The organism is Paenibacillus sp. MER 180, from assembly GCF_023713665.1.
GTDB lineage: Bacteria > Bacillota > Bacilli > Paenibacillales > Paenibacillaceae > Paenibacillus_B > Paenibacillus_B suaedae.
This window is the reverse complement of the sequence record NZ_JAMAVT010000009.1, coordinates 199,427-224,822: the sequence shown is the minus strand read 5'-3', so window position 1 is coordinate 224,822 and position 25,396 is coordinate 199,427. Positions and strand designations below refer to the sequence as shown.

The following is a 25,396-nucleotide window of genomic DNA, read 5'->3' as shown; positions in this document are numbered from 1 at the left end:
TTCAGGCATGATTCCGCTTGTCCAATGTACGGTACTGGATCGCTTCCGCTACGTGTGCAACCTCGATAACTTCACTTCCTTCGATATCCGCGATCGTTCGGGATAGCTTCAAGAGGCGATCATGTGCTCGTGCACTCATGCCTAGCTGATCATAAGCCTGCTGCAGCATATTCTTCGCGCTGTCCGACAAGCAGCAATATGTCTTCAAATAAGAGCCTGAGAGCTCGCTGTTGAATTGGATATTCAGTCCTTCATAGCGCTTAGCTTGTACCCGTTGTGCTCGCATGACCTGTTTGCGCATTTCCTCGGAGCTTAGATTGTTGCTGGACCAATCGGAAATAGGGGAACGAGGTACTTCAACCTGAACATCAATCCGATCGAGCAGGGGGCCTGACAGCTTGCTTCGATATTGCTCAAGTCGTCCATGTGAACAACGACATTCTTCTGTACGGGAACCGGCATATCCACAAGGACATGGATTCATGGAGGCGGCCAGCATGACGTGAGCAGGGAAACGGAAGACGGCGCGTGCTCTACCGATGGTAACGCTTCGTTCTTCAAGTGGTTGGCGGAGCACTTCAAGCACTTGGCGCGGGAACTCGGGCAGCTCATCCAAAAAGAGGACACCGCGGTGAGCCAAGCTGATTTCACCTGGTTTCGGGATCGCACCTCCACCAATAAGTCCAGCAGCAGTGATGGAATGATGGGGGGAGCGGAAGGGGCGCGTCATCATAAGACCTGTACCATAGTGGCTCCATTTCCCCGATACACTATAGATCTTGGATACCTCGAGAGCTTCAGCTTCATTCATAGGCGGTAAGATTGTAGGAAGTCTCTTGATAAGCATTGTCTTGCCGGTGCCCGGAGGGCCGCTCAGCAGTACATTATGCATCCCTGCTGCTGCAACGATTAACGCACGTTTGACATGCAGTTGACCGTTTACGTCAGTGTAATCCTCTAAATTCCTTGCTACTGTTTCTTCCTTTTTCATTTCACTACTATCACTATTTCTCGCTTCTCGTGAAGCAATCGGCATATCATCTACATTGTGGATATCCCGCAGCTCACTTAGATGGCGGAGCGGGAATACTTGGATTCCTTCTACTAGCAATGCTTCAGCAACATTGTCTGCAGGAACCATAACACGGGTGAACTTTCTTCGGCGCGCTTCGTCAACAAGAGACAGCACGCCTGGAACCGCACGGGTAGAACCATCGAGTGCCAGCTCTCCAATGAGGAGCATCTCCTCAAATGGCTGGTTTGGAATCTGTCCGCTCGTACATAACAGTCCTATCGCCATGGCGATGTCGAATGATGTCCCTTCCTTGCGCAGATCAGCAGGTGCCAAATTAATCGTGATCCGCTCTAGTGGGAACTTCCAGCCGCAGTTCCGAACAGCGGCTCGCACTCGTTCAATGGATTCGCGAATGGCGGCATCGGGGAGGCCAACAATCGTCACCTGAGGCAGACCGGGCGAAATATCAATTTCCACATGAATGAGTCTTCCTTCTACGCCGTACACAGAAGCACCCCATAAATTTCCGTACACAAAAAACACCTCTCAATCGTTATTCTCAGCCGAAAACTGGAATACGAGGGAAAGGTGCTTCCTTATCTACACTCGTTATATAACTATAGCGTCTACGATAGCATTTATCAAAAAATTCGTAATTGCAATCTCCTCAATCTACTAATCCCCTTAATCTACCTAATATATTGGAATAGGCTTCTTGCAAGCAGATTAGGTGCAGGTAATAATTATTATAGCTGTAGGCAGTACTTACGTCAATTTTGGCGGCGATATCGAAGAGTTGTTCCCTATTAATCTCAAAATGAGATGATATCAATATCAAAAAAATGTACGTTCTTGACGAAAATGAGAGGAAAGCGTTTTAAAATCATGATACAATGTGTTCGGATTGTATATATTTTCCGTTATTGTGAGTAGCGGTGGCGAAGCGGCGGAAGCGGTTCCCCAATTTCACGGACGCGCCGCGAGGTGTAGTAACAGGAGCTAACTCATTATGCTTCTGCCCTACAACCTCGGCTTCGAATCGGAATAAGCCCATGAGGCTAACGATCGGATAGGGGGATGCACGATGAATATTCATGAGTATCAAGGCAAAAGTGTATTGAAGCAATATGGCGTTGCTGTTCCAGAAGGGAAGGTTGCTTTTACGGTGGATGAAGCCGTCCAGGCAGCTGAAGAATTGGGCACTCCCATTGTTGTCGTCAAGGCGCAAATTCATGCAGGCGGCCGTGGTAAAGCGGGCGGAGTGAAGATAGCGAAGAGCTTAGATGACGTGCGTACATATGCGACGGAATTGCTTGGCAAAGTGCTCGTGACGCATCAAACAGGTCCGGAAGGCAAGGAAGTAAAGCGTCTGTTGATTGAACAGGGCTGCGACATTAAGAAGGAATATTACATTGGTGTAGTTGTTGATCGTGGTACAGGTCGCGTCGTGATGATGGCGTCTGAAGAAGGCGGCACGGAAATTGAAGAGGTTGCTGCAGCAACACCGGAGAAGATCGTGAAGGAAGTTATCGATCCTGCGGTCGGTCTGCAAGTCTTCCAAGCGCGCAAGCTCGCATATGCAATCAATATTCCTGCTGAGCTGGTCAGCAAGGCTGTTAAATTTATGGTTGCCCTGTACCAAGCATTCGTTGAGAAGGATTGCTCGATTGCAGAAATCAACCCACTGGTTATAACAGGTGAAGGTGAAGTAATGGCTTTGGATGCGAAGCTGAACTTTGACTCCAATGCACTGTATCGCCATAAGGACATTCAAGCGCTGCGCGATTTGGATGAAGAAGACGAGAAGGAAATCGAAGCTTCCAAGTTCGATTTGAGCTATATCGCCCTCGACGGCAACATCGGCTGTATGGTTAACGGTGCAGGTCTTGCGATGTCCACGATGGATATCATTAAATATTACGGTGGAGAGCCGGCTAACTTCCTAGATGTAGGGGGCGGCGCTACAACGGAGAAAGTAACAGAAGCATTCAAGATCATTTTGTCAGATGAAAATGTAAAAGGCATATTTGTAAATATCTTCGGCGGTATTATGCGTTGTGATGTCATTGCAAACGGTGTTGTCGAAGCTGCGAAGCAAATTGGTCTTGATCGGCCGCTCGTCGTCCGTCTGGAAGGTACGAACGTGGAGATCGGCAAGCGCATTCTGAATGAATCCGGATTGAACATTGTTGCAGCCGATTCGATGGCAGACGGTGCGCAGAAAATTGTCGCTTTGGTTCAATAATTCACGGACGAGAGGATGAGAGTCAATGAGTATCTTAATTGATAAACATACCAAGATTATTACACAAAATATGACGGGTGCTACAGGCATGTTCCATACAAAGGGCGGGCTTGAGTATGGCTCACAGATGGTGGCAGGCGCTGTCCCTGGCAAAGGCGGAACTACGGTTGACATTACGCTTGATAACGGTGAAGTGGTTACACTTCCTGTTTACAATACGGTAGTGGAAGCTAAGAATGCAACAGACGCAACAGCGAGTGTTATTTATGTGCCGCCAGCATTTGCAGCAGATGCGATTATGGAAGCAGTAGATGCCGATCTAGATCTGGTTATCTGTATTACAGAGGGTATTCCTGTATTGGATATGGTCAAGGTTAAGCGCTACATGGAAGGCAAGCGCACACGTCTTATCGGTCCGAACTGCCCAGGTGTCATCACACCAGGACAATGCAAGATCGGTATTATGCCGGGATATATTCATGCACCAGGTCATGTAGGCGTCGTATCCCGAAGTGGAACACTCACATATGAGGCTGTTCATCAATTAACAACGCGCGGCATCGGCCAATCTACTGCAGTTGGCATTGGCGGTGACCCGGTTAAAGGCTCTGAATTCATTGATATCTTGCACCTGTTCAATGAAGATCCAGATACACATGCTGTTATCATGATCGGTGAGATCGGTGGTACAGCTGAAGAAGAAGCAGCAGAGTGGATTCGTGATAACATGAAGAAGCCGGTAGTAGGTTTCATAGGCGGAGCGACAGCACCTGCAGGCAAACGTATGGGTCACGCAGGCGCCATTATTTCAGGAGGCAAGGGAACTGCTGCTGAGAAGATTGCTACGCTGGAGGCTTGTGGTGTAAGAGTTGCGCCTACTCCTTCGGAAATGGGCAGCACGCTTGTTGCTGTACTTGAAGAGCGTGGGATTCTTGAGTCCTGCACGACGCATGTTGTGAATTCCTAATATTCAAAAGGTAAGCAACCTTTATTGCACGGAAACGTGTATAAAGGTTGCTTTTTTTTATTTTGTTAGCAAATTAAAGTTCTATGAATTTCAAAAACAATGGGTTGACACTTGCAATCTGTTAATATCTCAAGCAAAATAAGGGAAGCGGATTCGCGCTTTCTAATGAAGGGAAAGAATGCGATGAGCAGATGGACTGAACGTCAAATTTTATTTGCACTACATGAAGCAGAAGGAATTGGATGGCACACTATTCGTGATTTAATGGATAGAATAGGGCTATTGGGGCTGCCATGCTGGTTGGATCGACCTTCCTCACAGTGGCAGGATTCTGGATTGAAGCCGAATGTGGCTGCCAAGCTAGCTGCACAGTTTCGTTCCGACCGTCTCGAGCAGCGACTTGAGTTCACGAAGCGCAGCGGCATTGAATGGATAACGGCGCTTGATGAACATTACCCATTATTATTGAAGGAAATCCCTCAATATCCTTGGGTGTTATATGGTAGAGGAGATTGGAAATGCCTCGGGGAAGCTTCCGTTAGTATCGTAGGTACACGAACGCCTACGTCATATGGCAAGAAGGTCGCAGCTACACTAGGGGAGCAGCTAGGACATATAGGGCTGCATGTGGTTAGCGGGCTAGCGAGAGGGATAGATGCATCCAGTCATGAAGGCGCTCTCAAGTATGGCAGAACGGTTGCAGTCATGGGGACGTCATTTGACCGAGTGTATCCACCCGAGAATCGAAGCTTGGCAGGAAGAATTGTAGAGAACGGAATTGTCATTACCGAGTATCCGCTCGGCATGAAGACGCACCCGGGAATGTTCCCACTTCGGAATCGAATTATTGCGGGGTTGTCCCTGGGAACAGTTGTTGTAGAGGCCAATTTGCGCAGTGGCGCCTTAATTACGGCGGACATGGCGTTAGAGTCGAATCGCGAAGTATTTGCCGTTCCTGGTCCGATTACATCTCCGAAGTCGGCAGGGACGTTGAAATTGCTGTACGAAGGCTCGGCTAAATTAGTTCGTTCGGCTAGTGATATTGTGGAAGAATTCAAAGGTTGGTTGACAACAATCCCTTCGCCGTACAATAATGAAACGGTCGACGCTATTGGGGAACAACCCCTAACTGATGAAGAGAAGCGCATTTATAAGCTCATTTGTGATCAAGACAGTACAATCGATGACTTAATGCAGCGCAGCAGTTCGACATTTGAGCAACTCCATGAAGTTTTGTTATCCTTACAATTAAAAAAACGAATCCGAGAAGGCCCGGGGGCCGTATATAGCTCGGAATGATAGTGCAGTATGCTGGAGAGGAGGATGCGCCTGTGGCGGATTCACTAGTAATTGTCGAGTCACCTGCGAAGGCCAAGACAATTGGAAAGTATTTAGGAAGCAAGTATATAGTGAAAGCATCAATGGGGCATGTTCGCGATTTGCCGAAGAGTCAAATTGGCGTTGAGATCGAGGACAATTTTGCACCCAAGTATATAACGATTCGCGGTAAAGGCAGCGTCCTGAAAGAATTGAAGGATGCTCGGAAAAAAGTAAAAAAAGTGTATCTCGCAGCTGACCCCGATCGTGAAGGAGAAGCGATTGCTTGGCATTTAGCACACGCTCTCGAATTGGATCAGTCAGAAGCTTGCCGAGTCGTATTTAATGAAATTACGAAGCAAGCGGTGAAGGATGCGTTCAAAACCCCGCGTCAAATCAATATGGACCTCGTTCATGCACAGCAAGCGAGACGTATCCTTGACCGTTTGGTCGGTTATAAGATAAGTCCGCTTTTGTGGAAGAAGGTGAAGAAAGGATTGTCGGCCGGACGCGTACAGTCCGTGTCCGTCAAACTGATCATCGACCGGGAAAATGAAATCAGCGCGTTCATTCCGGAAGAGTATTGGACGATTACAGCACGCTTGAACATGGGCAAGTCTTCATTCGATGCGAAGTTCTACAGTATCAATGGGGAGAAGAGAGAGCTTACGAGCGAAGCTGAAGTAAATGAAATTCTTCAAGCAATTAAGGGCAATTCATTTGTCGTCAGCGAAGTGAAAGAGAGAGAGCGCCTACGTCATCCTTCGCCTCCGTTTACGACAAGCTCCTTACAGCAGGAGGCTGCCCGCAAATTGAATTTCCGTGCGGCGAAGACGATGTCTGTTGCACAGCAATTATATGAAGGGGTCGACCTTGGCAAAGAGGGAACGGTAGGTCTCATTACGTATATGCGTACGGACTCTACGCGTATTTCCCAGACAGCACAGGAAGAAGCGGGAGAGTTCATTAAGGGTCATTACGGCGATGAGTATATGCCTGAGACTCCGCGTCAATATGTGAAGAAAAATGCGAATGCGCAGGATGCGCATGAAGCGATCAGACCTACATCCATAATGCGAACTCCTGACGAGATGAAGTCCTTCTTGAGTCGGGATCAGTTCCGCCTATACAAGCTGGTATGGGAACGGTTCGTGGCAAGCCAGATGACATCTGCCATTATGGATACGATGACCGTAGATATTAAGGTTGGAGAAACGATGTTCCGTGCGAACGGATCTAAAATCCGCTTCCCTGGCTTTATGAAGGTGTATGTGGAGGGCAACGACGATGGCACGGTTGAGGATGACAAGTTTCTGCCACCGCTCACTGTTGGAGACAGCATGCAGACCGAACAGATTGAGCCGAAGCAGCATTTTACACAGCCGCCACCGCGTTATACAGAAGCTCGACTGGTCAAGACGCTAGAGGAGCTTGGAATCGGACGGCCGAGTACATACGCGCCAACACTGGAAACAATTCAGAAGCGCGGATATGTAGCGATTGAAGAGAAGAAGTTTGTCCCAACAGAATTGGGCGAGCTGATCATTCAACTCATGGAAGAGTTCTTCCCAGAAATTTTGGATGTCGAATTTACCGCTCACATGGAAGAGGATTTAGACCATGTCGGTGAAGGGCAGCAGGATTGGGTCAAGGTACTTGCGGATTTCTATGAATCCTTCGAGAAACGACTGCTTGTAGCGGAAGAGGAAATGAAGGAAATCGAAATCGAGGATGAAGTGTCCGATGAGATTTGTGAGAAATGCGGACGTCATTTTGTATACAAGATGGGTCGGTTCGGTAAATTCCTGGCATGCTCAGGCTTCCCGGATTGCCGCAATACACGCCCGATTGTAAAAGATACCGGTGTTACTTGTCCGAAGTGCCACGAAGGCAAGCTCGTTGAGCGCCGCAGTAAGAAGGGACGTGTCTTCTATGGATGCGACCGCTACCCAGAATGCGATAATGTGATGTGGGATCGCCCTTCTGCTAAGCCTTGTCCTTCGTGCGGAAGCTTGATGATTGAGAAACGGAGCAAGCAAGGAACGAAGCTAATCTGCACAAGCTGTGATCATAATGAGCAGGTGCAAGAAGATTCAGATGATGAATAAGGAGCTGCTGGCATACACATAAATGAACGTGACCATGCTGTGGGATGTCAGGCTTCGCTGCTGTAATTCTCGTGCTATCTTCACAAGTTTACAGTCTGAATTACGATAATAAAAGGTTAGCTCTGCATCGCGGCTGCTTATTCAAGGAGCCGCGATCAGTGCTTTTGCATACAACTGAGGGGGATATCAACAAATGAATCAGCCTAGAGTAACCGTCATTGGTGCAGGATTGGCGGGGAGTGAGGCGGCATGGCAAATTGCACAGCAAGGCGTGCCTGTCACACTATATGAAATGAGACCTGTCAAACAGACTCCAGCTCACCATAGCGGACGGTTTGCTGAACTGGTGTGCAGCAACTCGCTGCGAGCAAATGGATTGAGCAATGCAGTAGGTGTATTGAAGGAAGAAATGCGCTACATGAACTCATTGATCATGAGCGCAGCTGATAAACATGCTGTACCAGCAGGTGGAGCATTGGCGGTTGACCGTGAAGGCTTCTCGGATGAGATTACGAACACGCTGAAGGAGCATCCGCTAGTTGAGGTACGCAACGAGGAAGTTGCGGATATTCCTGAAGATGGTATTACCGTCATTGCGACAGGTCCTTTGACATCCGAATCGTTATCCGCACGTATTAAAGAATTGATGGGTGAGGAGTACTTCTACTTCTACGATGCGGCGGCGCCTATCATTGATAAAGATACAATCGATATGAACAAGGTATATTTGGCTTCTCGTTATGATAAGGGTGAAGCAGCATATTTGAATTGCCCAATGAATGAAGAAGAGTTCAATGCGTTCTACGAGGCGATTATTACAGCAGAGAAAGCTGAACTGAAAACATTCGAGAAGGAAGTTTACTTTGAGGGCTGCATGCCGATTGAGGTAATGATGAGCCGCGGCAAGCAGACAGCTCTGTTCGGGCCAATGAAGCCAGTAGGTTTGGTTGATCCGAATACAGGCAAGACGCCGTATGCTGTTATTCAGCTTCGTCAGGATAATGCAGCAGGCACACTATACAACATGGTCGGTTTCCAGACTCACTTGAAATGGGGAGAACAGAAGCGGGTGTTCCGCATGATCCCTGGTTTGGAACAAGCCGAATTTGTACGTTATGGCGTTATGCACCGCAATACGTTCGTTAACTCACCGAAGCTGCTTGAGCCAACTTATCAATTCAAGGGCCGACCATCCTTGTTCTTTGCTGGTCAGATGACAGGGGTAGAAGGTTATGTAGAATCTGCAGCATCGGGATTGATTGCAGGACTGAATGCAGCACGGTATGCAGCGGGCAATTCATGTCTTGTATTGCCGCAGCAAACGACATTAGGAAGTATGGCGAATTACATTACAACCGCGGATTTTAAACATTTCCAACCTATGAATGCGAACTTTGGCTTGTTCCCGCCGCTGGAGACTCGTATTCGCAACAAAAAAGAAAAGAACGAAGCCATCGCACATCGTGCGCTTGATACGCTGCGTGCATTTCAGGAAGAGCATGGCATCCACATCAAATAATTGGTGAAGCGTAAGGAAGCAGCGGCCGTTTTGTGCATGTCTGGTTCCTTTGCGCGTTCATGAGGCAGGAGGCTTGGTAGAGTGGAATATTTATTTCATGCAACAACGATTTGTGCGGTAAGACATAATGGTGCAGCTGCGATTGCAGGCGACGGTCAGGTGACCTTCGGCAACAACATGGTGATGAAGCAGCACGCACGCAAGGTTCGACGCTTATATCGCGGTCAGGTAGTCGCTGGATTTGCAGGTTCGGTAGCGGATGCGATTACATTGTTCGAGAAGTTCGAAGGCAAGCTGGAGGAGCATCACGGCAATTTGCAGCGCGCAGCAGTCGAACTTGCGAAGGACTGGCGTCAAGATCGTGTGCTTCGCAAATTAGAAGCATTGATGATTGTAATGGATGCGACCCATATGCTGCTTATTTCGGGCGGAGGAGAGATTATTGAGCCTGATGACGATGTCATCGCAATCGGATCTGGTGGATCATTTGCACTCGCTGCTGGACGCGCTTTGAAACGACATTCTCCGAATATGACAGCCAAAGAAATGGCGGAAGCTTCACTTCAGATTGCAAGTGAAATCTGTGTATATACGAATGACAATATTGTGGTTGAACAAATTTAGTAGCCGTATGGCAGCCGGAGCGGAGGGATAGTAATGAATCAGCAAGCGTGGACACCGCGACAAATCGTTACTGAATTGGATAAGTATATTGTTGGTCAGAAGAATGCGAAACGTGCCGTTGCGATTGCACTGCGCAACCGATATCGCCGTGGACTGCTTGATGAGAGCATCCAAGATGAGATCGTTCCGAAAAATATCTTAATGATCGGGCCTACAGGTGTGGGTAAGACGGAAATTGCCCGTCGCCTGGCGAAGCTTGTTCATGCGCCATTTGTTAAAGTGGAGGCGACGAAATTCACCGAAGTAGGTTATGTCGGTAGAGATGTCGAATCCATGGTTCGAGATCTTGTAGAAACCTCGATTCGAATGGTGAAGCTGGAGCGTACAGAGAAGGTGAAGGACAAAGCAGAGGAAATGGCAAACGAGCGTATTGTTGAATTGCTAGTGCCTACACCTCAATCGAATAAGAATGGCCGTAACCCGTTTGAGATGTTTTTCGGCCAGAACAACAACCAGGAACAGTCATCTCCTGAGAAAGAGCCAGACCCGGGCATCCAAGAGAAGCGCCGCAAAGTACGTTTCGAATTGTTGTCTGGGCAGCTCGAGAACGATATGATTGAAATCGACGTGGAAGAGAATACACCGAGCATGCTTGATTTCCTGTCTGGCCAAGGTAATGAGCAGATGGGCATGAACATGCAGGAGATGTTCGGTAATCTGCTGCCTAAGCGCATGAAGAAGCGCAAGCTGACGATTAAGGAAGCACGCAAAGTTTTAACACAAGAAGAAGCGGGTAAGTTAATTGATATGGACGATGTTACTCAGGAGTCCATTCGACGTGCAGAGCAATCCGGCATCATCTTCATTGATGAGATCGACAAGATTGCTTCCAGCGGACGGGGAGGTTCTGGCCCGGATGTATCCAGAGAAGGGGTACAGCGAGACATTCTGCCGATCGTAGAAGGCTCAACCATTATGACCAAGTATGGGCCTGTAAAAACAGACTATGTGTTGTTTATTTCAGCAGGTGCCTTCCATATCGCCAAGCCGTCTGATCTTATTCCCGAATTGCAGGGACGATTCCCGATTCGTGTCGAATTGAACAATCTGTCGCTGGATGACTTCGTGTCCATCTTGACGGAGCCGAAAAACGCATTGACGAAGCAATATGTCGAATTATTGAAGACAGAGAATATTGAAATACAATTTTCGGATGAAGCAATCCGGGAGATTGCCAATATTGCTGCAACGGTGAATCAGAACATGGAGAATATCGGGGCAAGACGCCTTCATACGATCATGGAGAAGCTGCTCGAAGACTTGTCTTTCGAGGCGCCAGAGCTGACATTGGAGACATTTCAGATTACACCGGAATATGTACGTGAAAAACTAGCAGATATTTCTCAGAACCGGGACTTGAGCCAATATATATTGTAGTATAATCCGACAAAGTGTGACAATTGTTATTGAGATATAGACCAGTCAAAATGTTCGACAAACTATTTAGAAAAAGCCCTGACTTTCGGACGAAAGATAGGGCTTTTTTCTTATTGTGTTATAACCCAAAGTTTAAGATGATAGGTATGGCGTTAATTATCTTCTTCTGTCATAAAATTAACAAATTGAATGAATAATCGCGAATCATGCACATGCGTCCTTCGACTTATGCACAAAAACAAATATTTTGTCGAAAAAAAGAAGGAGAAACGTCAAAGTAAATGGTATAGTAATATAGTCAAAATTTTAAACAACGAAAAGGAGGGGTTATTGTGGATCTATTGAATGGCGTTCATATGTCGCGCCTGGAAGGTGCCATTCAAACTTCTGTAGCGAGGCAGAATGCGATTTCAAATAATATTGCGAATGTCGATACGCCATATTTTAAGCGTTCGGAAGTGCAATTTGAATCTCTCCTGAGAGATCAGATGGAGGGCGGGTCTCTGGTAGGTCGCCGAACGAATGAAAAGCACTTTTATATTGGGCCTTCTCAATCAACGCCGTCCATGCAGGTGATTCGCGACCAAGCTACCGTGATGGGCAATAATCGCAACAACGTCGACATGGATCGGGAAATGACGATGCAGGCGGAAAACCAGTTGCGCTACAACACCTTTATACAGCAGCTTAACCATCATATTAATATGATGCGAACATCAATGGATGTTAGGAGGTAATCGATAGTTATGAAGATTAGCAACAGTTTTCAAATTAGCTCGTCCGGTTTAACCGCTCAAAGATTGCGCATGGATGTCATCTCCTCCAATATCGCGAATGCGGAGACGACGCGTGCACAGTATGTGAACGGGAAGTTCGTACCGTACACTCGCAAGGTTGTCGTCATGTCACCGACAGAGCCGACTTTTCAACAATCCTTTGAAGCTGCGATGAAGGGTGAGCCGACATCAAGAGGGGTTAAGGTATCCCAAATTAAAGCGGATAATTCGGCCTTCAAGATCGCATACAATCCGACACATCCGGATGCAGATGAGAATGGTTATGTAACGATGCCTAACGTCGACATAGCGAAGGAAATGGTCGATATGATCTCAGCAACTCGATCATATGAGGCGAATGTAACAGCACTAAATGCTTCCAAATCGATGGTTATGAAGGCGCTCGAGATCGGCAAGGGATAATTTCGCTATTTTTCGACAAAAATCTGCCGAACCATTCGGATAAGGAGGGGAAAGAGTGATTCAGAATACAATGCTCCCAATACATATGGCTCAGCCGGCCACGTCTTCTACGGCCGCAGCAGGGCTGAAGCAGAATTCACCAGCAGAAGTGACAAAGTCTTTCGGCACTTTCTTTGCAGATGCACTCCAGCAACTTGAAGGACAAGAGCAGCAAGTCCAGACGATGAATGACAAGTTTATACTGGGTGAAGTTGATGTCGATCAACTCATGATCGCCTCAGAGCGTGCGCTACTCGGCATGCAGCTGACTACTCAAGTGCGCAATAAGGTCGTTGAAGCGTATCAGGATATTATGCGCATGCAGTTATAACAGCGTGATGTCTTACATAGTTTGGGTGGGGTGACGTGAAGTGAATGAAAAAGTGACCCAATATCGTGATAAAGCGTCTCGATATTGGAATCAATTCAGCAAGAAACAAAAGGCATTGCTGTTGTCGACAATTGGCCTTGTACTCGTAGCTGCAGTTATCATGACGTATTTATTTTCGAAAACCGAGTATGAACTCGCATTTCGCGATTTGAACGCAAATGATGCGGCTGGCATCATTGAGTATCTAAATTCAAACAACATTCCGTATCAATTAAGTTCCAATGGAAGCCAAATATCCGTCCCAAGCACCTCAGCTGCAAAAGTTAAGGTGGATGTTGGTGCGCAAGGGATTGTGAAGAATGGCTCGATCGGCTTCGAATCATTCGGCGCTGACGGGCTAATGAGCGGAATGACCGACAATGTATTTGACGTGCGTTATAAGAACGCATTGAACGGAGAAGTCGAACGGTTACTGCGTCAAATGCAAGGCGTTCAGGATGCAAAAGTAATCGTCAATTTGCCTAAAGAGACAGTATTTGCTACACCGGATCAAGAACAAGCATCGGCATCCATCGTGCTTAGCTTTAAAGGCGGCTATCAGCCGAACCAGGCAGAAGTTGATGGATATTTCAATTTGGTGAAGACAGCTGTGCCGCATTTGCCGATTGAAAATATTACGATTTCTAGCAATGAAAGTATGTTCTTCGCTTCGGGTTCAGTCGGCGGTAATGGCAAAAACGCGCTCGGTGAAGTCGATGAGCAACTCAAAATTCAGCGTAAGTATGAAAACGATATTCGCATGACCGTTCAGCAGTTCCTTAATGGCCAATTTCCGGCTGACAAGGTTCATATCCTTGTCTCTGCCAAATTGAATTTCGACAAAATCCACAAGAAAGAAGATCTTGTCGAGCCTGTAAATAAGGAAGAGATGAAAGGAATTGAAATTAGCGTACAGGAAATGCAGGAATCCCATACAGGTAAAGGTTCACCTGAAAGTGGTGTTGCTGGCGTTGGCGATGGAGAAGTAACGAATTATCCTTCTGCATCTAACGGCGGAGAGACGAACTCCGAGAAATCCCAACGCACGACCAATTACGATGTGAATCGGATATCGAACACGATTGAAGCAAGTCCATATGCTGTTAAAGATTTAACCATTCATGCAGCAATCGACTCAGATCAAATGCAACAAGATCGAGTGCAGCAAGTCGAAAAGGTGCTGCGCAGTATTGTTGCTACTCAATTGAGAGATTCAGGTGTTACATATACAGACGTTGATCTGACGCAAAAAGTTTCTGTTATGACTCAAAATGGTTCTAAAGATGGAGTCGTGTCGGACAATCAGTCGATTCCGAACTGGGTATGGTATGGCGCGGGTGCGCTTGGATTACTAGCTGTGGCAGGAGGAATTACCTACGCGGTCGTCCGCAAACGAAGACAAGAAGAGGAAGAAGAATATTACGAGACCGAAATGTCTGGTCCGTCTCAACTCGAACTTCCTTCTATTGACTTAGAGAATTTGACTGGCGAGCATCAGGTACGCAAACAGCTGGAATCGCTAGCGAAGAAGAAACCGGATGAATTTGTTAAATTGCTGCGCACATGGCTAGTAGAGGAATCGAGGTGAGCGGAATGGTCAAAGGCGGATTAACAGGCAGACAGAAGGCGGCGATTTTGCTCATAACGCTCGGGCCGGAAGTGTCAGCTCAAATATTCAAGCATCTTAGGGATGAAGAAATTGAGCAGCTTACGCTCGAAATTGCAAATGTCCGCAAAGTAGATGCAGCGGAAAAAGAAGCGGTAATGAGCGAATTTCACCAAATTTGCCTAGCACAGGAATATATATCGCAAGGCGGTATTACATACGCAAAAGAAATTTTGGAGAAGGCACTCGGACAGCAGAAGGCGCTGGATATTATTAATCGCCTGACAGCAACGCTGCAGGTGAGACCGTTTGACTTCGCACGCAAGGCAGACGCACAGCAGATCTTCAACTTTATACAGAACGAGAATGTTCAAACGATTGCGCTGGTTCTCTCTTACTTGCAGACCGAACAAGCTTCGGTCATCCTATCCTCGCTTCCTCCTGAGAAGCAGGCAGAGGTGGCGAGAAGAGTTGCGTTGATGGACAGCACTTCGCCGGAAGTTATTAGTCAGGTGGAGCAGGTGCTTGAACAGAAGCTTTCGTCGACGGTTACCCAAGATTACACAAGCGCAGGCGGCATCGAATCGATCGTCAATATCTTGAATGGTGTCGATCGAGGAACAGAGCGGACGATTCTGGACTCTCTCGAAATTCAGGATCCGGAATTGGCCGAAGAAATCAAAAAGAGAATGTTCGTATTCGAGGATATCGTCAATATCGACAACCGTTCGATTCAACGCATTATCCGCGACATCGACAACAGCGATTTGCAGCTCGCACTCAAAGTTGCAAGCGAAGAAGTACGCGAGTCGATATTCCGGAATATGTCCAAGCGTATGGCGGATACATTCAAGGAAGAAATGGAATTTATGGGGCCTGTACGGCTTCGTGATGTGGAAGAAGCACAGACTCGAATCGTGTCGACTATCCGTCGCTTAGAAGAAGCGGGTGAAGTGATCATCGCTCGCGGCGGAGGAGATGATATCGTTGTCTAATGTCATCAAATCAACCGAGTATGTTCCTGTCGAGCAGCTGAGAATGCTGGAGGCGGTGCGCCGCCATCTCAGACAGGACGCGGCACCGGTAGAAGAACAAGCTGAGCCGTTGACTGCGGAACATGTCTTGAATAAGGATGAGCAGCTTGCAAGTTTGCGGCAGTCCATTCTCGATGATGCAGAATCGTTCGCTGAAGAGCATGTACGCAATGCAGCAGACGAGGCTGAGACGATGTTAAGCGAAACTCGTGAACAGATCGATGCCTGGTGGACAGAGCGAAGAGAACAAGATGAGCAGCTTGTCGAGTCATTGAAGCAGCAAGGATATGACGAAGGCTATCAGCAAGGGATGGCACAAGCGGAGCAGGAAATACAGCAGGCATATGAGCGCAAGATTGCTGAAGCTCAAGCCGTTTTGCAGCAAGCGTATCAGGCCAAAGAGCAAATCCTCCAGGAGGCGGAGCCTTTCGTCGTTACGCTTAGCTGTGCCGTTGCTGAGAAGGTCATTCAGCAGCAGCTCACGGTTGATCCGGACATTATACTCGAAATCGCTCGAAGAACACTTGCCCGCAAGCGTGAGAGCGGCACAATTACACTGTGTGTGTCGCCTGAGCAGTTCTCCTTCGTCCATGCAGCACGTGAGGAGCTTGGATTTGCAATAGACTCTCAAGCAGAACTGGAGATTATTCCAGATACAAGCGTGAACGATGGAGGTTGTGTTGTACGGTCATCCCTTGGAAGCATCGACGCCCGCATAGACACACAGTTGTCTGAAATCAAGAAGGCACTTCTGCAGGTGGCGATTCAGCAAGAGGAGCGTATAGACGATGGCGCTTAATTACAAATGGAATGCGAATAAATATATGGATCATTTACGGCAAATAGATCCAGTTCGTGTTAATGGTAAGGTAACGCAAGTAATCGGGCTGATGGTTGAATCTGAGGGGCCGGATGCAAGTGTTGGGGAAGTATGTTATATCTACCCGACGAAGGGCTGCGAGCCGTTGATGGCGGAAGTGGTAGGCTTCCGTGACAATAAGGTGCTTCTTATGCCGCTTGGCGAGCTGCAATCCATTGGCCCTGGCTGTGATGTTGTAGGCACAGGAAAGCCATTGAGTGTATCGGTTGGCTCAGAACTGCTTGGCAAGGTGTTAGACGGGCTAGGAAGACCGCTCGACGGATCTTTCTTGCCGACACGAATGTCGCAGTATTCGACAAATAATATTCCGTCCAACCCGCTTAAGCGTCAGCGTGTAAGCGAACCGATTGGAGTAGGAGTAAGGGCAATTGATGGTTTGCTAACGATTGGAAACGGGCAGCGGGTTGGTATTTTTGCCGGATCTGGTGTCGGGAAGAGTACACTTCTTGGCATGATTGCACGTAATACAGATGCGGATGTAAACGTCATCGCCCTGATTGGGGAACGCGGACGCGAGGTGCTCGAATTTATCGAACGGGATTTAGGGCCTGAAGGGCTTGCTCGTTCGGTTGTTATTGTTGCAACCTCGGATCAGCCTGCGCTCGTTCGGATTAAGGGCGCGCTTATTGCGACAACGATAGCAGAGTATTTCCGAGATCGTGGGATGAATGTGATGCTGATGATGGATTCAGTAACTCGTTATGCAATGGCAATGCGTGAGGTTGGACTTGCCGTTGGGGAGCCTCCGGCGACACGCGGTTATACACCGTCCGTGTTTGCAAGCTTACCGAAGCTGCTGGAGCGTTCAGGAACGGGAACAAGCGGTTCAATTACTGCGTTCTATACGGTTTTAGTAGATGGTGACGATATGAACGAACCAATTGCCGATGCGGTTCGGGGGATACTGGATGGACACATTGTATTGAACCGGAACATCGCCAATAAGGGACATTTTCCTGCAATTGATATATTGGCCAGCGTCAGTCGGGTTATGAAGGATATTGTGCCGAAGGATCACCAATTGTCAGCAGAGCAGTTGAAGCGGCTGCTGGCAGTCTACCGTGAATCGGAAGATTTGATTAACATCGGCGCTTATCAGCAAGGCAGCAATCCTGCTATCGATGAAGCGATTGCCTATATCGAGCAGATCGAAACCTTTACAAAGCAGCGTATTGAAGAGGAAGCTTCCTATGAGGATACGGTGGAACAATTAATGATGCAATTTCCAGGGAGTTGAATGAGCAGTGCGAGCTTTTCATTATTCATTCCAGAAGGTTCTGGATCTGAGGACGAATGAGAAGAAACAAGCGGAATGGATGCTGTCAGAGGCTGTTGGACATCTGCATGCGGAAGAGAACAGCCTGCAAGAATGTCTTCGAGAATTCGAGACAGCAAGGCAGCAGCTGCAGCATAGTGTGGACAGCTGTGCGCCAGCAGCTGAAGTTCAAGCTTGGCAGCAGTACATCTCCCATGTGGAACAGCAAATCCAACATGCGAGGACACGGGTACGGTCAGCAGAAATCCATGTTCAGGACAAGCAGGGTGAGCTTGCAGAACGAATGACGGATGAAAAGGTATGGACCAAAGCCCGTGAAAAAGCAGAAGAGGAGTTCAAGCGGCAGATGGCATTGTGGGAGCAAAGTGAGATGGACGAGCTCGCAACGGTCCGCTATCACATGGCCGCCCGCTAACATGGATACCGGTTCGAACCCGCCGCACAAGCAGGAGGGATAGCAGTGTCAGAGATGATGACAGAAGAAAAAGAAAGCAATTATTCAGGTTTTGAGCGTTTTTTGTTCTTTGTGACACCAATCATTTTTGCGATTATTTTAATCGGTGTGTTGTTGACACTCTTTAATGCGAATTGGCGCAGCCAGCTCGTGTCGATTGCCAGTGAGATTCCTATCGTGAACAAGTGGGTGACTCCAGAGGAAGCTCCGAAGGATAAAGCGAAGGAAGAAAAGAAGGCACAGAAGGAAGAAACCAAGGCGCAATCTGAACAAATTACAGAATTAAAGGCGCTGCTTGCTTCTAAAGATCAGGATTTGCGAGTCTTGGCCGACAAACGGAAAAGTCTTGAGGGGGAAGTTTCTGAGTTGAAGCACCAGCTTCAAAGTCTGAAAAGCAATCATCAGGAGCAGCAAGCGAATCAAGAGCAATATGATCGTCAAATTAAGGATTTGGCGAACGTGTATGCCAAGATGATGCCGAGTAAAGCAGCTCCGATCTTAGAGAATATGGCAACGGAAGAGATTGTGCTCGTACTGAATGCAATGAAACAAGACAACCGGGTCAAAGTTCTCGAGAAGATGAATCCCAAGGTGGCAGCTGAAGCATCCATGATGTTGAAGGATATTAAGCCGTCCGACAATTTGGAAATTCGCGCGCTGCAAGCGAGACTCAAGAAAAACGAGAACAGCAAAGAGGCGCAAACAGGGCTGGATCGTTCTCAGCTCAGTAAAACGTTCTCGAGCATGACACCGAAGAGCGGAGCAAGCTTCCTGCTTGAAACTGCGAAAATAAATCCGGACAAAGCACTGACAGTACTGAGTTCGGTTGACGATGCGACACGCTCGAAATTGATTAATGCCATGACAGACATAGACAAGACGAAGACAGCTAAGTTAGTTGCCAAATTATTGCCGAACCAATAACCGTATGTAACGGAAGGAGGTGAAAACATGTCAGGAACGATTACGAACGTATCTGCTGGTAATGCGGCATCGTTTTTCGGTGGAGTTCAATCGAAAGGCGATACAGGAGCTTCTGGTTTCTGGGCTACACTTGCTCAGTGCATGAGCGGTGCTGGAGCAGAAGGAGACGCATTGATGTCCTCATCACTCGGTTCAATGATGTCAGCAAATGAAATATTGGCATCACTGGGTTCGGAAGGAGAGGAATCATTGACTGAGGCGATTGGGCAATGGTTCGATGACCCGCTAAAGCAGCTGGATGAGCAGCTTGCAGCAGATCCGGACCCTGCTCTTATGGCTGCGCTGCAGCAATGGCTAATGCAAGCTCATCAGTGGCTGCAAGAACAGCAGCCAGGGCAGCAAGGCGATTCCGTACAATTTCAAAATCTGATTGCACAGCCTGAGACAATCACCATTGCAGTGCGCGATATTATGGCTCAGTTAGCGTCGTACTTGGATGCTCCAAAAGGCACGGGGGAATCGAATAACTTCGCACATATGCTGCGTGCTGCCCTTCAATCGAAGGGGGATGGGCTTGAAACTGATGCAGCTGGATCTCAAGAACTGATGCGTCTTCTTAACGGCAGTGGATCGAATCAGGCGGCATTGACAAGTGGTAATGATCAAGAAGCGGGACAAGTGCTTGGTGCTATGAAGAAGCTTACTGAATTAAACACACTGCTTCGTCCGGCAGCTACTTCAGCTGCGGCAGGAGCGGTTGTAGAATCGACTACGATTGATAGCACAGAAGCTCAGCCAACGCAGCAGGTCATGCTGGCAGGTCAATGGGTGATGAGACAGGAAGGATTGAATACAACGAAATCTACACCTGTTGTTCATGCGGATCGATTTGCGGATGAAATGTCCGGCTTCATCGTGAAGCAGCTTCGCTTTAGCAAGCTGGGTCCAGTATCAGAAGCGAAAATATCGTTGTACCCTGAGCATTTGGGGCAGGTCGATATTCGCTTGACAATACATAACGGACAATTGACAGCTCGCTTTATGACGGAGCATGGAATAGCGAAAGAGATGCTGGAACAGCAGATGTCAATGCTTCGAGGAGCATTACAGACGCAGGGCATTCAAGTTGAGAAGATTGAAGTTGCCCAGCAGCCATCTTCGTCAATGGCTTCATCGATGTTCCAGGAACAGCGGCAATCCAATGCCAATCGTCAACAATCATCGGAGCGTCAATCGAAGCAGCGTTCAGCAGCTATTGAAGATACAGCAGCACTGAAGCAGGACGAAGAGCAGGTGAAGGAAGCACTGCGTGCTCATGGTCAATCCACCTTCTCAGCATCTGTATAATTGATGCGTATTTGGTAGTAGCAAGCAAGGAGAAGGGAGGGGCGGAAGTGCCAGGAGAAGTTAATAATGTAAAGAGCAATAACTTCCAGAAGGTCGTGACTTTCCCGAACTATCACAAGGACAATATGGCGTTGGCCGGTCGTGTGGAAGAGAAGAAGCTCGGGAAGGATGAATTTCTTAAAATTCTGATCACGCAATTGCAAAATCAGGATCCAATGCAGCCCATGCAAGATCGTGATTTTATCGCACAAATGGCGCAATTTAGCTCTGTCGAACAATTAATGAACATTTCGACGCAGATGAACACGATGCAGCAGACACTCGGAATGTCCTCCAATATGATCGGCAAGGAGATTACATGGATTCAGCAGAAAGATGCGGCAAGTACGGACGGTAAGGAAAGCACAACCCAAATCAAGACGGGAATCGTGGATTCCATTCTAGTTCGTGACAATCAGATGTACGCCAAAGTAGGCAAGGACGAAGTCGAAATGAAGTACATTTCTGAAATTCGCATGCCTTCAAGCGGACAAGAGGATGGGAATGCGACAAGCAAGCCGGAACAAGCCGTGGACGGCAATTCATGAATATCCAAGGCTCACTAGGGCATTTGCCGCCAATTCGTCCTGTACAGACAAGTTCTTTATCGAGGGCGACATCAAGCGGAAAGACAAGCGCTGCCCTCCAGTTTCAGCAGCTGCTGAATCAAGAGCTGCATAAGCAGGAAGACGTACGGTTCAGTCACCATGCGCAACTTCGGATGAAAGAGCGCGGGATGTCCATGACACCGGATTTGATGCAAAAGATGAAGCAGGCTATTTCACAAGCGGAATCCAAAGGAGCTAAGCAATCACTGGTTGTTGTTAACAAGCAGGCGTTCATTGTGAATGTTCACTCTCGAACGGTAATCACGGCTCTGGATGAAGCTTCTCAGCAGGATCACATCTTTACGCAAATAGACAGTGCCGTCCTTATGAATTAATGTTCATTGGCAGTTACATTGATGAGGTTGAGAAATGTGTAAATGGCAGGGCACGGTATGAAATGGCTGGACCGTTAAGGAGGCCATCGCTCATGGAACGACAGAAGTGAGCGGAATAACGAATAGTCGGAGGTAAAAAGAATGATTCGATCCATGTACTCTGGTGTATCCGGAATGCGCGGCTTTCAGACGAAGCTAGATGTAATCGGCAATAACATTGCGAACGTAAATACAGCAGGCTTCAAGGCTGGACGCGTAACCTTTAAGGATATTATGAGCCAAACGGTATCAGGAACGACTGCACCAGGCGATGGTGGTATGGGGGGCGTCAATGCTAAGCAGATCGGACTTGGTGCTGTTGTTGCTTCCATAGACAATGTGCATACAGGCGGCAGTGCGATGACGACGAACCGTCCGCTCGATTTGCGCATTGATGGAGATGGATTCTTTGCAGTAAAAATGGGTGATGATGGTGCGACCTTCTATACTCGCGCTGGTGATTTCCATCTCGATGCAATGCGTCAATTGGTAACTTCCGATGGTTTGCGAGTGCTGGACGCTGGCGGTGGCGGAATTCAATTGGATGAAGAGATCGTTGCCTTCACTATTGCACAAAATGGCGAAATTATCGCGAAGAGAGATGATGGTACGACTGAAGCAACAGGCATCAAAATTGGTGTTGCGAAGATCCCGAATCCAGAAGGCTTGGAGAAGGTGGGAGGCAACTTGTACCGATTGACTCCGAATGCGATTGAGGGCGGCGCTCTTGATGAATTGTCGGAAGCAAACAGTCCAGAAGCTGGTACAGGCGCGATCATTTCCGGACAGCTGGAAATGTCGAACGTTGATTTGACTTCTGAATTTACCGAAATGATCGTTGCGCAACGCGGCTTCCAAGCGAACTCTCGCATCATCACAACTTCCGATGAAGTGCTGCAAGAGGTTGTTAACTTGAAGCGATAAGCGGTAGGTAATCCTGCTTCCTTAATCCCGCAGGCTGTGGGGGCATAATCCCCAGTCTGCGGGATGACGGACGGCGCTCGAAAGGAGGAATAGAATGATATCTGTTACGAGATTGAATGGATCGCCTGTATGGGTGAACGCCCTTCTTATCGAGTCTGTAGAGGAGACACCCGACACGTATATTACCCTGACGACAGGCAAGAAGTTTATTGTGCTGGAGAAAGGGCAGGAAGTCATTAGTTGCATTGAACAATACATACGTTCTGTAGGCATTATTGCCGGAACGAAGAAGACAGAATTATCGGAGGGACAACCATGAAACGAATGCTGCCGTGGATGATTACGGTGCTGCTAGCGCTCACGTTAATTGCACTGGTAGTTATTATGATGTTGAACTCAACACCAGGGAAACAAGCTAACCCGACTGGGAACATTGCTGTGCCTAGACTGTCTGCCGATGAAATTGTAGAAATGACGTCCAGTATGAATGAAATCAAGACGAACCTGGCAGATCACGACTATATCGTACTGACAGGATTCGCATTTCAATTGGACAGCAAGAAGACCAAGGAGCAGTTTGACAAGATCAAAGACATGCGTATTAAACCATTGATCTTACGTACGCTCGCAGACATGAAGCCGGAGGAACTGCAAGGCATGAAGGGACAAGATCAGTTATGTTCCAAGCTGCTCGAATTGATTAACAAGCAGTTGCCAGAGGGCAAGGTCATTCAAATCGACTTGACCGATTTCATTATGCAACGCCTCTAACAAGGGCGGTTACATCTGTTGTAGTTGATTCCTGTAAGGGGGTGAAACGATTGGTTGACGTGCTGTCACAGAACGAGATTGACGCCTTGCTGGCGGCGTTGTCCTCAGGTGAGATGGATGCAGAAGAGCTGAAGAAAGAGGAGACGCAGCGTAAAATCCGCTCCTATGATTTTAAGCGGGCTGTTCGATTTTCTAAGGATCATATCCGCAGCTTAACACGCATCCATGAGAATTTTGCCAGATATTTAACGACATATTTTTCTGCGCAACTCAGGACATTTGTACAAATCAATGTCGTACAGGTAGAACAGCTGCCGTATGACGAATTTATTCGGTCTATTCCGAAGATGACGATTCTGAATATTTTCGAGGCTGAGCCGTTCAAGGGGCGAATGGTACTCGAAGTAAATCCTAACGTAGCCTTTGCGATGCTGGATCGCATGTTGGGCGGTACGGGTATGGCTCCATCGAAAATCAATGCGTTAACAGAGATTGAGACGACGGTTATGGAGCGAATATTCAGCCGTGCGTTCGACAGTTTGCAAGAAGCTTGGAAAAATGTCCTTGATATTGAACCAAGACTTGAAGCATTGGAGACGAATCCACAGTTCATGCAGATCGTATCGCCGAATGAAACGATAGCGCTCATCTCCTTGAGCACGAAAATCGGGGATACGACGGGGATGATCAACTTGTGTATCCCGCATGTCGTCATTGAGCCGATCATGCCGAAGCTCTCTGTGCACCATTGGTTCGTATCAGAGAAGAAGACAAGAGAGCCGATTGAAGTTGAAAAATTACGCCAGCGCGTAACAAAGGCGAAGCTGCCGATATCGGTGGAACTGGGGACATCCAATATTACGGTGCATGAGCTAATGCAGCTCGCGGTTGGCGATGTGATCGCGTTGAATAAGCCGGTTGACAGTGGATTGTCAATTCGGGTCGGCGAACGCGAGAAATATATAGGAACACCTGGTGTGTATAAGGATCGAGTCTCAGTACAAATCGATCACGTTGTAGATGAAGGAGTGGAAGAGCATGACGAGTAAGGACTACTTGTCACAGGAGGAAATTGACGCGTTGTTGAAGAGATCATCAGATGAACCGTCTGCCGAAGAAGCCGGTACTCCTTCCATTGAAAAGTTTTTGGACCCGATTCAAATTGATGCATTGGGTGAAATTGGCAACATCACATTCGGCAGTGCAGCAACAGCATTGTCCACGCTGCTTGGCAAGAAAGTAGAGATTACAACGCCTCGCATTTCGCTGCTTCAGCGTGAGAACTTGGAGAATGAGTTTCCGAAGCCGCACGTGGCCGTACACGTTCGCTATGTAGAAGGCTTTGAGGGTGTAAACTCACTCGTTATCAAAACATCGGATGCTCAGGTAATTGCAGACTTGATGCTTGGTGGAGATGGCACGAACACGAGTCATGATTTGACTGAAATTCATATTAGTGCCGTTCAAGAAGCTATGAACCAAATGATGGGATCTTCAGCAACTTCGATGTCTACCATCTTCAATCGCTTAGTGAATATCTCTCCTCCTGGAATTGGCATCTTGGATATGTCTAATGGAACAGGCGTAGATACATTGCCTGAAGATAATGTACTCGTTAAGGTATCGTTCCGATTGACGATTAGTGATCTGATCGATTCAACGATCATGCAAATATTAACAGTTCCGTTTGCGCGGAATATGGTTTCACTGCTGCTTGGCTCAGCTTCAGATGAACCTGCGGCTGCTGCAGAAACTCCGGTTGCAGAAATGCAGCCTGAAGCCAAATCAGCTTATGAACCGTCTATGACAGCACCAGTTCAACCGGCAATGGAATCCCATATGCCGCCGATGCAGGGCTATCATGATCCAATGGGAGGAGGGCATGCTATGCAGCAACCTTATACAACAGCTCCAATGCATACACCTGGTATGGATATACGTGGAGATCATGCTGCAGCATTTGGGACTGCACCGAATCGGAATGTGAACGTGCAGCCTGTGCAATTCGCAAGTTTCCAATCGGCTCCATACCAACAAACGGATGAATCTAATCTAAATTTATTGTTGGACATCCCACTCAAAGTCACAGTAGAATTAGGTAGGACACACAAACAGATCAAGGACATCTTGGAGCTTTCCCAGGGCTCCATTATCGAGCTGGACAAGCTGGCAGGCGAGCCTGTCGATATTCTTGTCAACAACAAGCTTATCGCGAAGGGCGAGGTTGTTGTAATCGACGAGAACTTCGGCGTGCGTGTCACAGATATTATCAATCAGTGGGATCGAATTCAAAAACTACAATAAGATTTGGGGAGGATT

The 25,396-nt window shown here is 47.6% G+C and carries 25 protein-coding genes; 24 read left to right on the top strand and 1 reads right to left on the bottom strand.

Annotated elements, in window-relative coordinates; translation table 11 throughout:
* Position 1: 1 nt before the first annotated feature.
* Positions 2–1,549 carry a YifB family Mg chelatase-like AAA ATPase gene (locus tag M3661_RS16530; RefSeq protein ID WP_065291901.1) on the bottom strand — a complete coding sequence of 516 codons (1,548 nt, stop codon included), beginning with the start codon at positions 1,547–1,549 and terminating at the stop codon, positions 2–4.
* 550 nt (positions 1,550–2,099) lie between these two features.
* On the opposite strand from M3661_RS16530, the gene sucC reads away from it, so the two are divergent.
* The 24 genes from sucC (at position 2,100) to fliY (ending at position 25,381) form a co-directional block, all read left to right on the top strand.
* Positions 2,100–3,260, top strand: a complete 1,161-nt coding sequence (gene sucC, locus M3661_RS16525; RefSeq protein WP_065291900.1) for an ADP-forming succinate--CoA ligase subunit beta — start codon at positions 2,100–2,102, stop codon at positions 3,258–3,260.
* A gap of 25 nt (positions 3,261–3,285) precedes the next feature.
* On the top strand, positions 3,286–4,227 hold the full coding sequence (sucD, locus tag M3661_RS16520; RefSeq protein WP_044358057.1) for a succinate--CoA ligase subunit alpha: 942 nt from the start codon (positions 3,286–3,288) through the stop codon (positions 4,225–4,227).
* 183 nt (positions 4,228–4,410) lie between these two features.
* Positions 4,411–5,526, top strand: a complete 1,116-nt coding sequence (gene dprA, locus M3661_RS16515; protein ID WP_251486754.1) for a DNA-processing protein DprA — start codon at positions 4,411–4,413, stop codon at positions 5,524–5,526.
* A 32-nt stretch (positions 5,527–5,558) separates the two neighbouring features.
* Positions 5,559–7,652: a type I DNA topoisomerase gene (topA, locus tag M3661_RS16510; protein WP_028531204.1), complete on the top strand. Its 2,094-nt coding sequence runs from the start codon at positions 5,559–5,561 to the stop codon at positions 7,650–7,652.
* Positions 7,653–7,845: 193 nt separating this feature from the next.
* Positions 7,846–9,171 (top strand): FADH(2)-oxidizing methylenetetrahydrofolate--tRNA-(uracil(54)-C(5))-methyltransferase TrmFO, encoded by a 1,326-nt coding sequence (gene trmFO / locus M3661_RS16505; RefSeq protein WP_021262471.1) that lies wholly within the window; start codon positions 7,846–7,848, stop codon positions 9,169–9,171.
* A gap of 81 nt (positions 9,172–9,252) precedes the next feature.
* Complete coding sequence (gene hslV, locus M3661_RS16500) at positions 9,253–9,795, top strand: ATP-dependent protease subunit HslV (protein WP_251486753.1); 543 nt, start codon at positions 9,253–9,255, stop codon at positions 9,793–9,795.
* Positions 9,796–9,828: 33 nt separating this feature from the next.
* Positions 9,829–11,232, top strand: coding sequence for an ATP-dependent protease ATPase subunit HslU (gene hslU / locus M3661_RS16495; RefSeq protein WP_065291899.1), 1,404 nt, complete (start codon positions 9,829–9,831; stop codon positions 11,230–11,232).
* A 332-nt stretch (positions 11,233–11,564) separates the two neighbouring features.
* Complete coding sequence (flgB, locus tag M3661_RS16490; RefSeq protein WP_021256559.1) at positions 11,565–11,969, top strand: flagellar basal body rod protein FlgB; 405 nt, start codon at positions 11,565–11,567, stop codon at positions 11,967–11,969.
* A gap of 9 nt (positions 11,970–11,978) precedes the next feature.
* A complete protein-coding gene (gene flgC / locus M3661_RS16485; RefSeq protein WP_021256558.1) occupies positions 11,979–12,431 on the top strand; it encodes a flagellar basal body rod protein FlgC in 453 nt (150 codons plus the stop codon).
* A gap of 55 nt (positions 12,432–12,486) precedes the next feature.
* Positions 12,487–12,801: a flagellar hook-basal body complex protein FliE gene (gene fliE / locus M3661_RS16480; protein WP_021256557.1), complete on the top strand. Its 315-nt coding sequence runs from the start codon at positions 12,487–12,489 to the stop codon at positions 12,799–12,801.
* A gap of 40 nt (positions 12,802–12,841) precedes the next feature.
* On the top strand, positions 12,842–14,428 hold the full coding sequence (fliF, locus tag M3661_RS16475; protein WP_021256556.1) for a flagellar basal-body MS-ring/collar protein FliF: 1,587 nt from the start codon (positions 12,842–12,844) through the stop codon (positions 14,426–14,428).
* Positions 14,429–14,433: 5 nt separating this feature from the next.
* Positions 14,434–15,441 carry a flagellar motor switch protein FliG gene (gene fliG, locus M3661_RS16470; protein ID WP_005550597.1) on the top strand — a complete coding sequence of 336 codons (1,008 nt, stop codon included), beginning with the start codon at positions 14,434–14,436 and terminating at the stop codon, positions 15,439–15,441.
* Entirely contained in the window at positions 15,434–16,279 is an 846-nt protein-coding gene (locus M3661_RS16465) for a FliH/SctL family protein (RefSeq protein WP_065291898.1), read from the top strand. Before fliG ends, M3661_RS16465 begins: the two co-directional genes overlap by 8 nt.
* On the top strand, positions 16,269–17,597 hold the full coding sequence (gene fliI / locus M3661_RS16460; RefSeq protein ID WP_021256554.1) for a flagellar protein export ATPase FliI: 1,329 nt from the start codon (positions 16,269–16,271) through the stop codon (positions 17,595–17,597). Before M3661_RS16465 ends, fliI begins: the two co-directional genes overlap by 11 nt.
* A 7-nt stretch (positions 17,598–17,604) precedes the next feature.
* Positions 17,605–18,051, top strand: coding sequence for a flagellar export protein FliJ (gene fliJ / locus M3661_RS16455; protein WP_065291897.1), 447 nt, complete (start codon positions 17,605–17,607; stop codon positions 18,049–18,051).
* A 54-nt stretch (positions 18,052–18,105) separates the two neighbouring features.
* Positions 18,106–19,014 (top strand): MotE family protein, encoded by a 909-nt coding sequence (locus M3661_RS16450; RefSeq protein ID WP_065291910.1) that lies wholly within the window; start codon positions 18,106–18,108, stop codon positions 19,012–19,014.
* A gap of 27 nt (positions 19,015–19,041) precedes the next feature.
* Positions 19,042–20,361 carry a flagellar hook-length control protein FliK gene (locus M3661_RS16445; protein ID WP_251486751.1) on the top strand — a complete coding sequence of 440 codons (1,320 nt, stop codon included), beginning with the start codon at positions 19,042–19,044 and terminating at the stop codon, positions 20,359–20,361.
* 47 nt (positions 20,362–20,408) lie between these two features.
* The gene (locus M3661_RS16440) at positions 20,409–20,948 is read left to right on the top strand and encodes a flagellar hook capping FlgD N-terminal domain-containing protein (protein ID WP_251486749.1); all 540 of its coding nucleotides are present in this window, start codon (positions 20,409–20,411) and stop codon (positions 20,946–20,948) included.
* Complete coding sequence (locus tag M3661_RS16435) at positions 20,945–21,343, top strand: TIGR02530 family flagellar biosynthesis protein (RefSeq protein WP_065291895.1); 399 nt, start codon at positions 20,945–20,947, stop codon at positions 21,341–21,343. The genes M3661_RS16440 and M3661_RS16435 overlap by 4 nt, the downstream gene beginning before the upstream one ends.
* 141 nt (positions 21,344–21,484) lie before the next feature.
* Positions 21,485–22,306, top strand: coding sequence for a flagellar basal body rod protein FlgG (gene flgG, locus M3661_RS16430; protein ID WP_021262460.1), 822 nt, complete (start codon positions 21,485–21,487; stop codon positions 22,304–22,306).
* Between the two features lie 94 nt (positions 22,307–22,400).
* Complete coding sequence (locus tag M3661_RS16425) at positions 22,401–22,625, top strand: flagellar FlbD family protein (protein WP_021256547.1); 225 nt, start codon at positions 22,401–22,403, stop codon at positions 22,623–22,625.
* On the top strand, positions 22,622–23,077 hold the full coding sequence (locus M3661_RS16420) for a flagellar basal body-associated FliL family protein (protein ID WP_021262458.1): 456 nt from the start codon (positions 22,622–22,624) through the stop codon (positions 23,075–23,077). The genes M3661_RS16425 and M3661_RS16420 overlap by 4 nt, the downstream gene beginning before the upstream one ends.
* A 50-nt stretch (positions 23,078–23,127) precedes the next feature.
* Positions 23,128–24,126, top strand: coding sequence for a flagellar motor switch protein FliM (fliM, locus tag M3661_RS16415; RefSeq protein ID WP_021256545.1), 999 nt, complete (start codon positions 23,128–23,130; stop codon positions 24,124–24,126).
* Positions 24,116–25,381, top strand: coding sequence for a flagellar motor switch phosphatase FliY (fliY, locus tag M3661_RS16410; protein ID WP_065291894.1), 1,266 nt, complete (start codon positions 24,116–24,118; stop codon positions 25,379–25,381). The genes fliM and fliY overlap by 11 nt, the downstream gene beginning before the upstream one ends.
* The last annotated feature ends 15 nt before the right edge of the window (positions 25,382–25,396 follow it).

Bases quoted from the DNA above. Each gene is read 5' to 3' on its own strand.
- hslU (WP_065291899.1), top strand. From the start codon at position 9,829: ATGAATCAGCAAGCGTGGACACCGCGACAAATCGTTACTGAATTGGAT.
- M3661_RS16435 (WP_065291895.1), top strand. From the start codon at position 20,945: ATGAATATCCAAGGCTCACTAGGGCATTTGCCGCCAATTCGTCCTGTA.
- flgG (WP_021262460.1), top strand. From the start codon at position 21,485: ATGATTCGATCCATGTACTCTGGTGTATCCGGAATGCGCGGCTTTCAG.
- sucD (WP_044358057.1), top strand. From the start codon at position 3,286: ATGAGTATCTTAATTGATAAACATACCAAGATTATTACACAAAATATG.
- fliI (WP_021256554.1), top strand. From the start codon at position 16,269: ATGGCGCTTAATTACAAATGGAATGCGAATAAATATATGGATCATTTA.
- M3661_RS16445 (WP_251486751.1), top strand. From the start codon at position 19,042: ATGTCAGGAACGATTACGAACGTATCTGCTGGTAATGCGGCATCGTTT.
- dprA (WP_251486754.1), top strand. From the start codon at position 4,411: ATGAGCAGATGGACTGAACGTCAAATTTTATTTGCACTACATGAAGCA.
- fliG (WP_005550597.1), top strand. From the start codon at position 14,434: ATGGTCAAAGGCGGATTAACAGGCAGACAGAAGGCGGCGATTTTGCTC.
- flgC (WP_021256558.1), top strand. From the start codon at position 11,979: ATGAAGATTAGCAACAGTTTTCAAATTAGCTCGTCCGGTTTAACCGCT.
- M3661_RS16425 (WP_021256547.1), top strand. From the start codon at position 22,401: ATGATATCTGTTACGAGATTGAATGGATCGCCTGTATGGGTGAACGCC.
- sucC (WP_065291900.1), top strand. From the start codon at position 2,100: ATGAATATTCATGAGTATCAAGGCAAAAGTGTATTGAAGCAATATGGC.
- M3661_RS16420 (WP_021262458.1), top strand. From the start codon at position 22,622: ATGAAACGAATGCTGCCGTGGATGATTACGGTGCTGCTAGCGCTCACG.
- fliY (WP_065291894.1), top strand. From the start codon at position 24,116: ATGACGAGTAAGGACTACTTGTCACAGGAGGAAATTGACGCGTTGTTG.
- M3661_RS16450 (WP_065291910.1), top strand. From the start codon at position 18,106: ATGATGACAGAAGAAAAAGAAAGCAATTATTCAGGTTTTGAGCGTTTT.
- trmFO (WP_021262471.1), top strand. From the start codon at position 7,846: ATGAATCAGCCTAGAGTAACCGTCATTGGTGCAGGATTGGCGGGGAGT.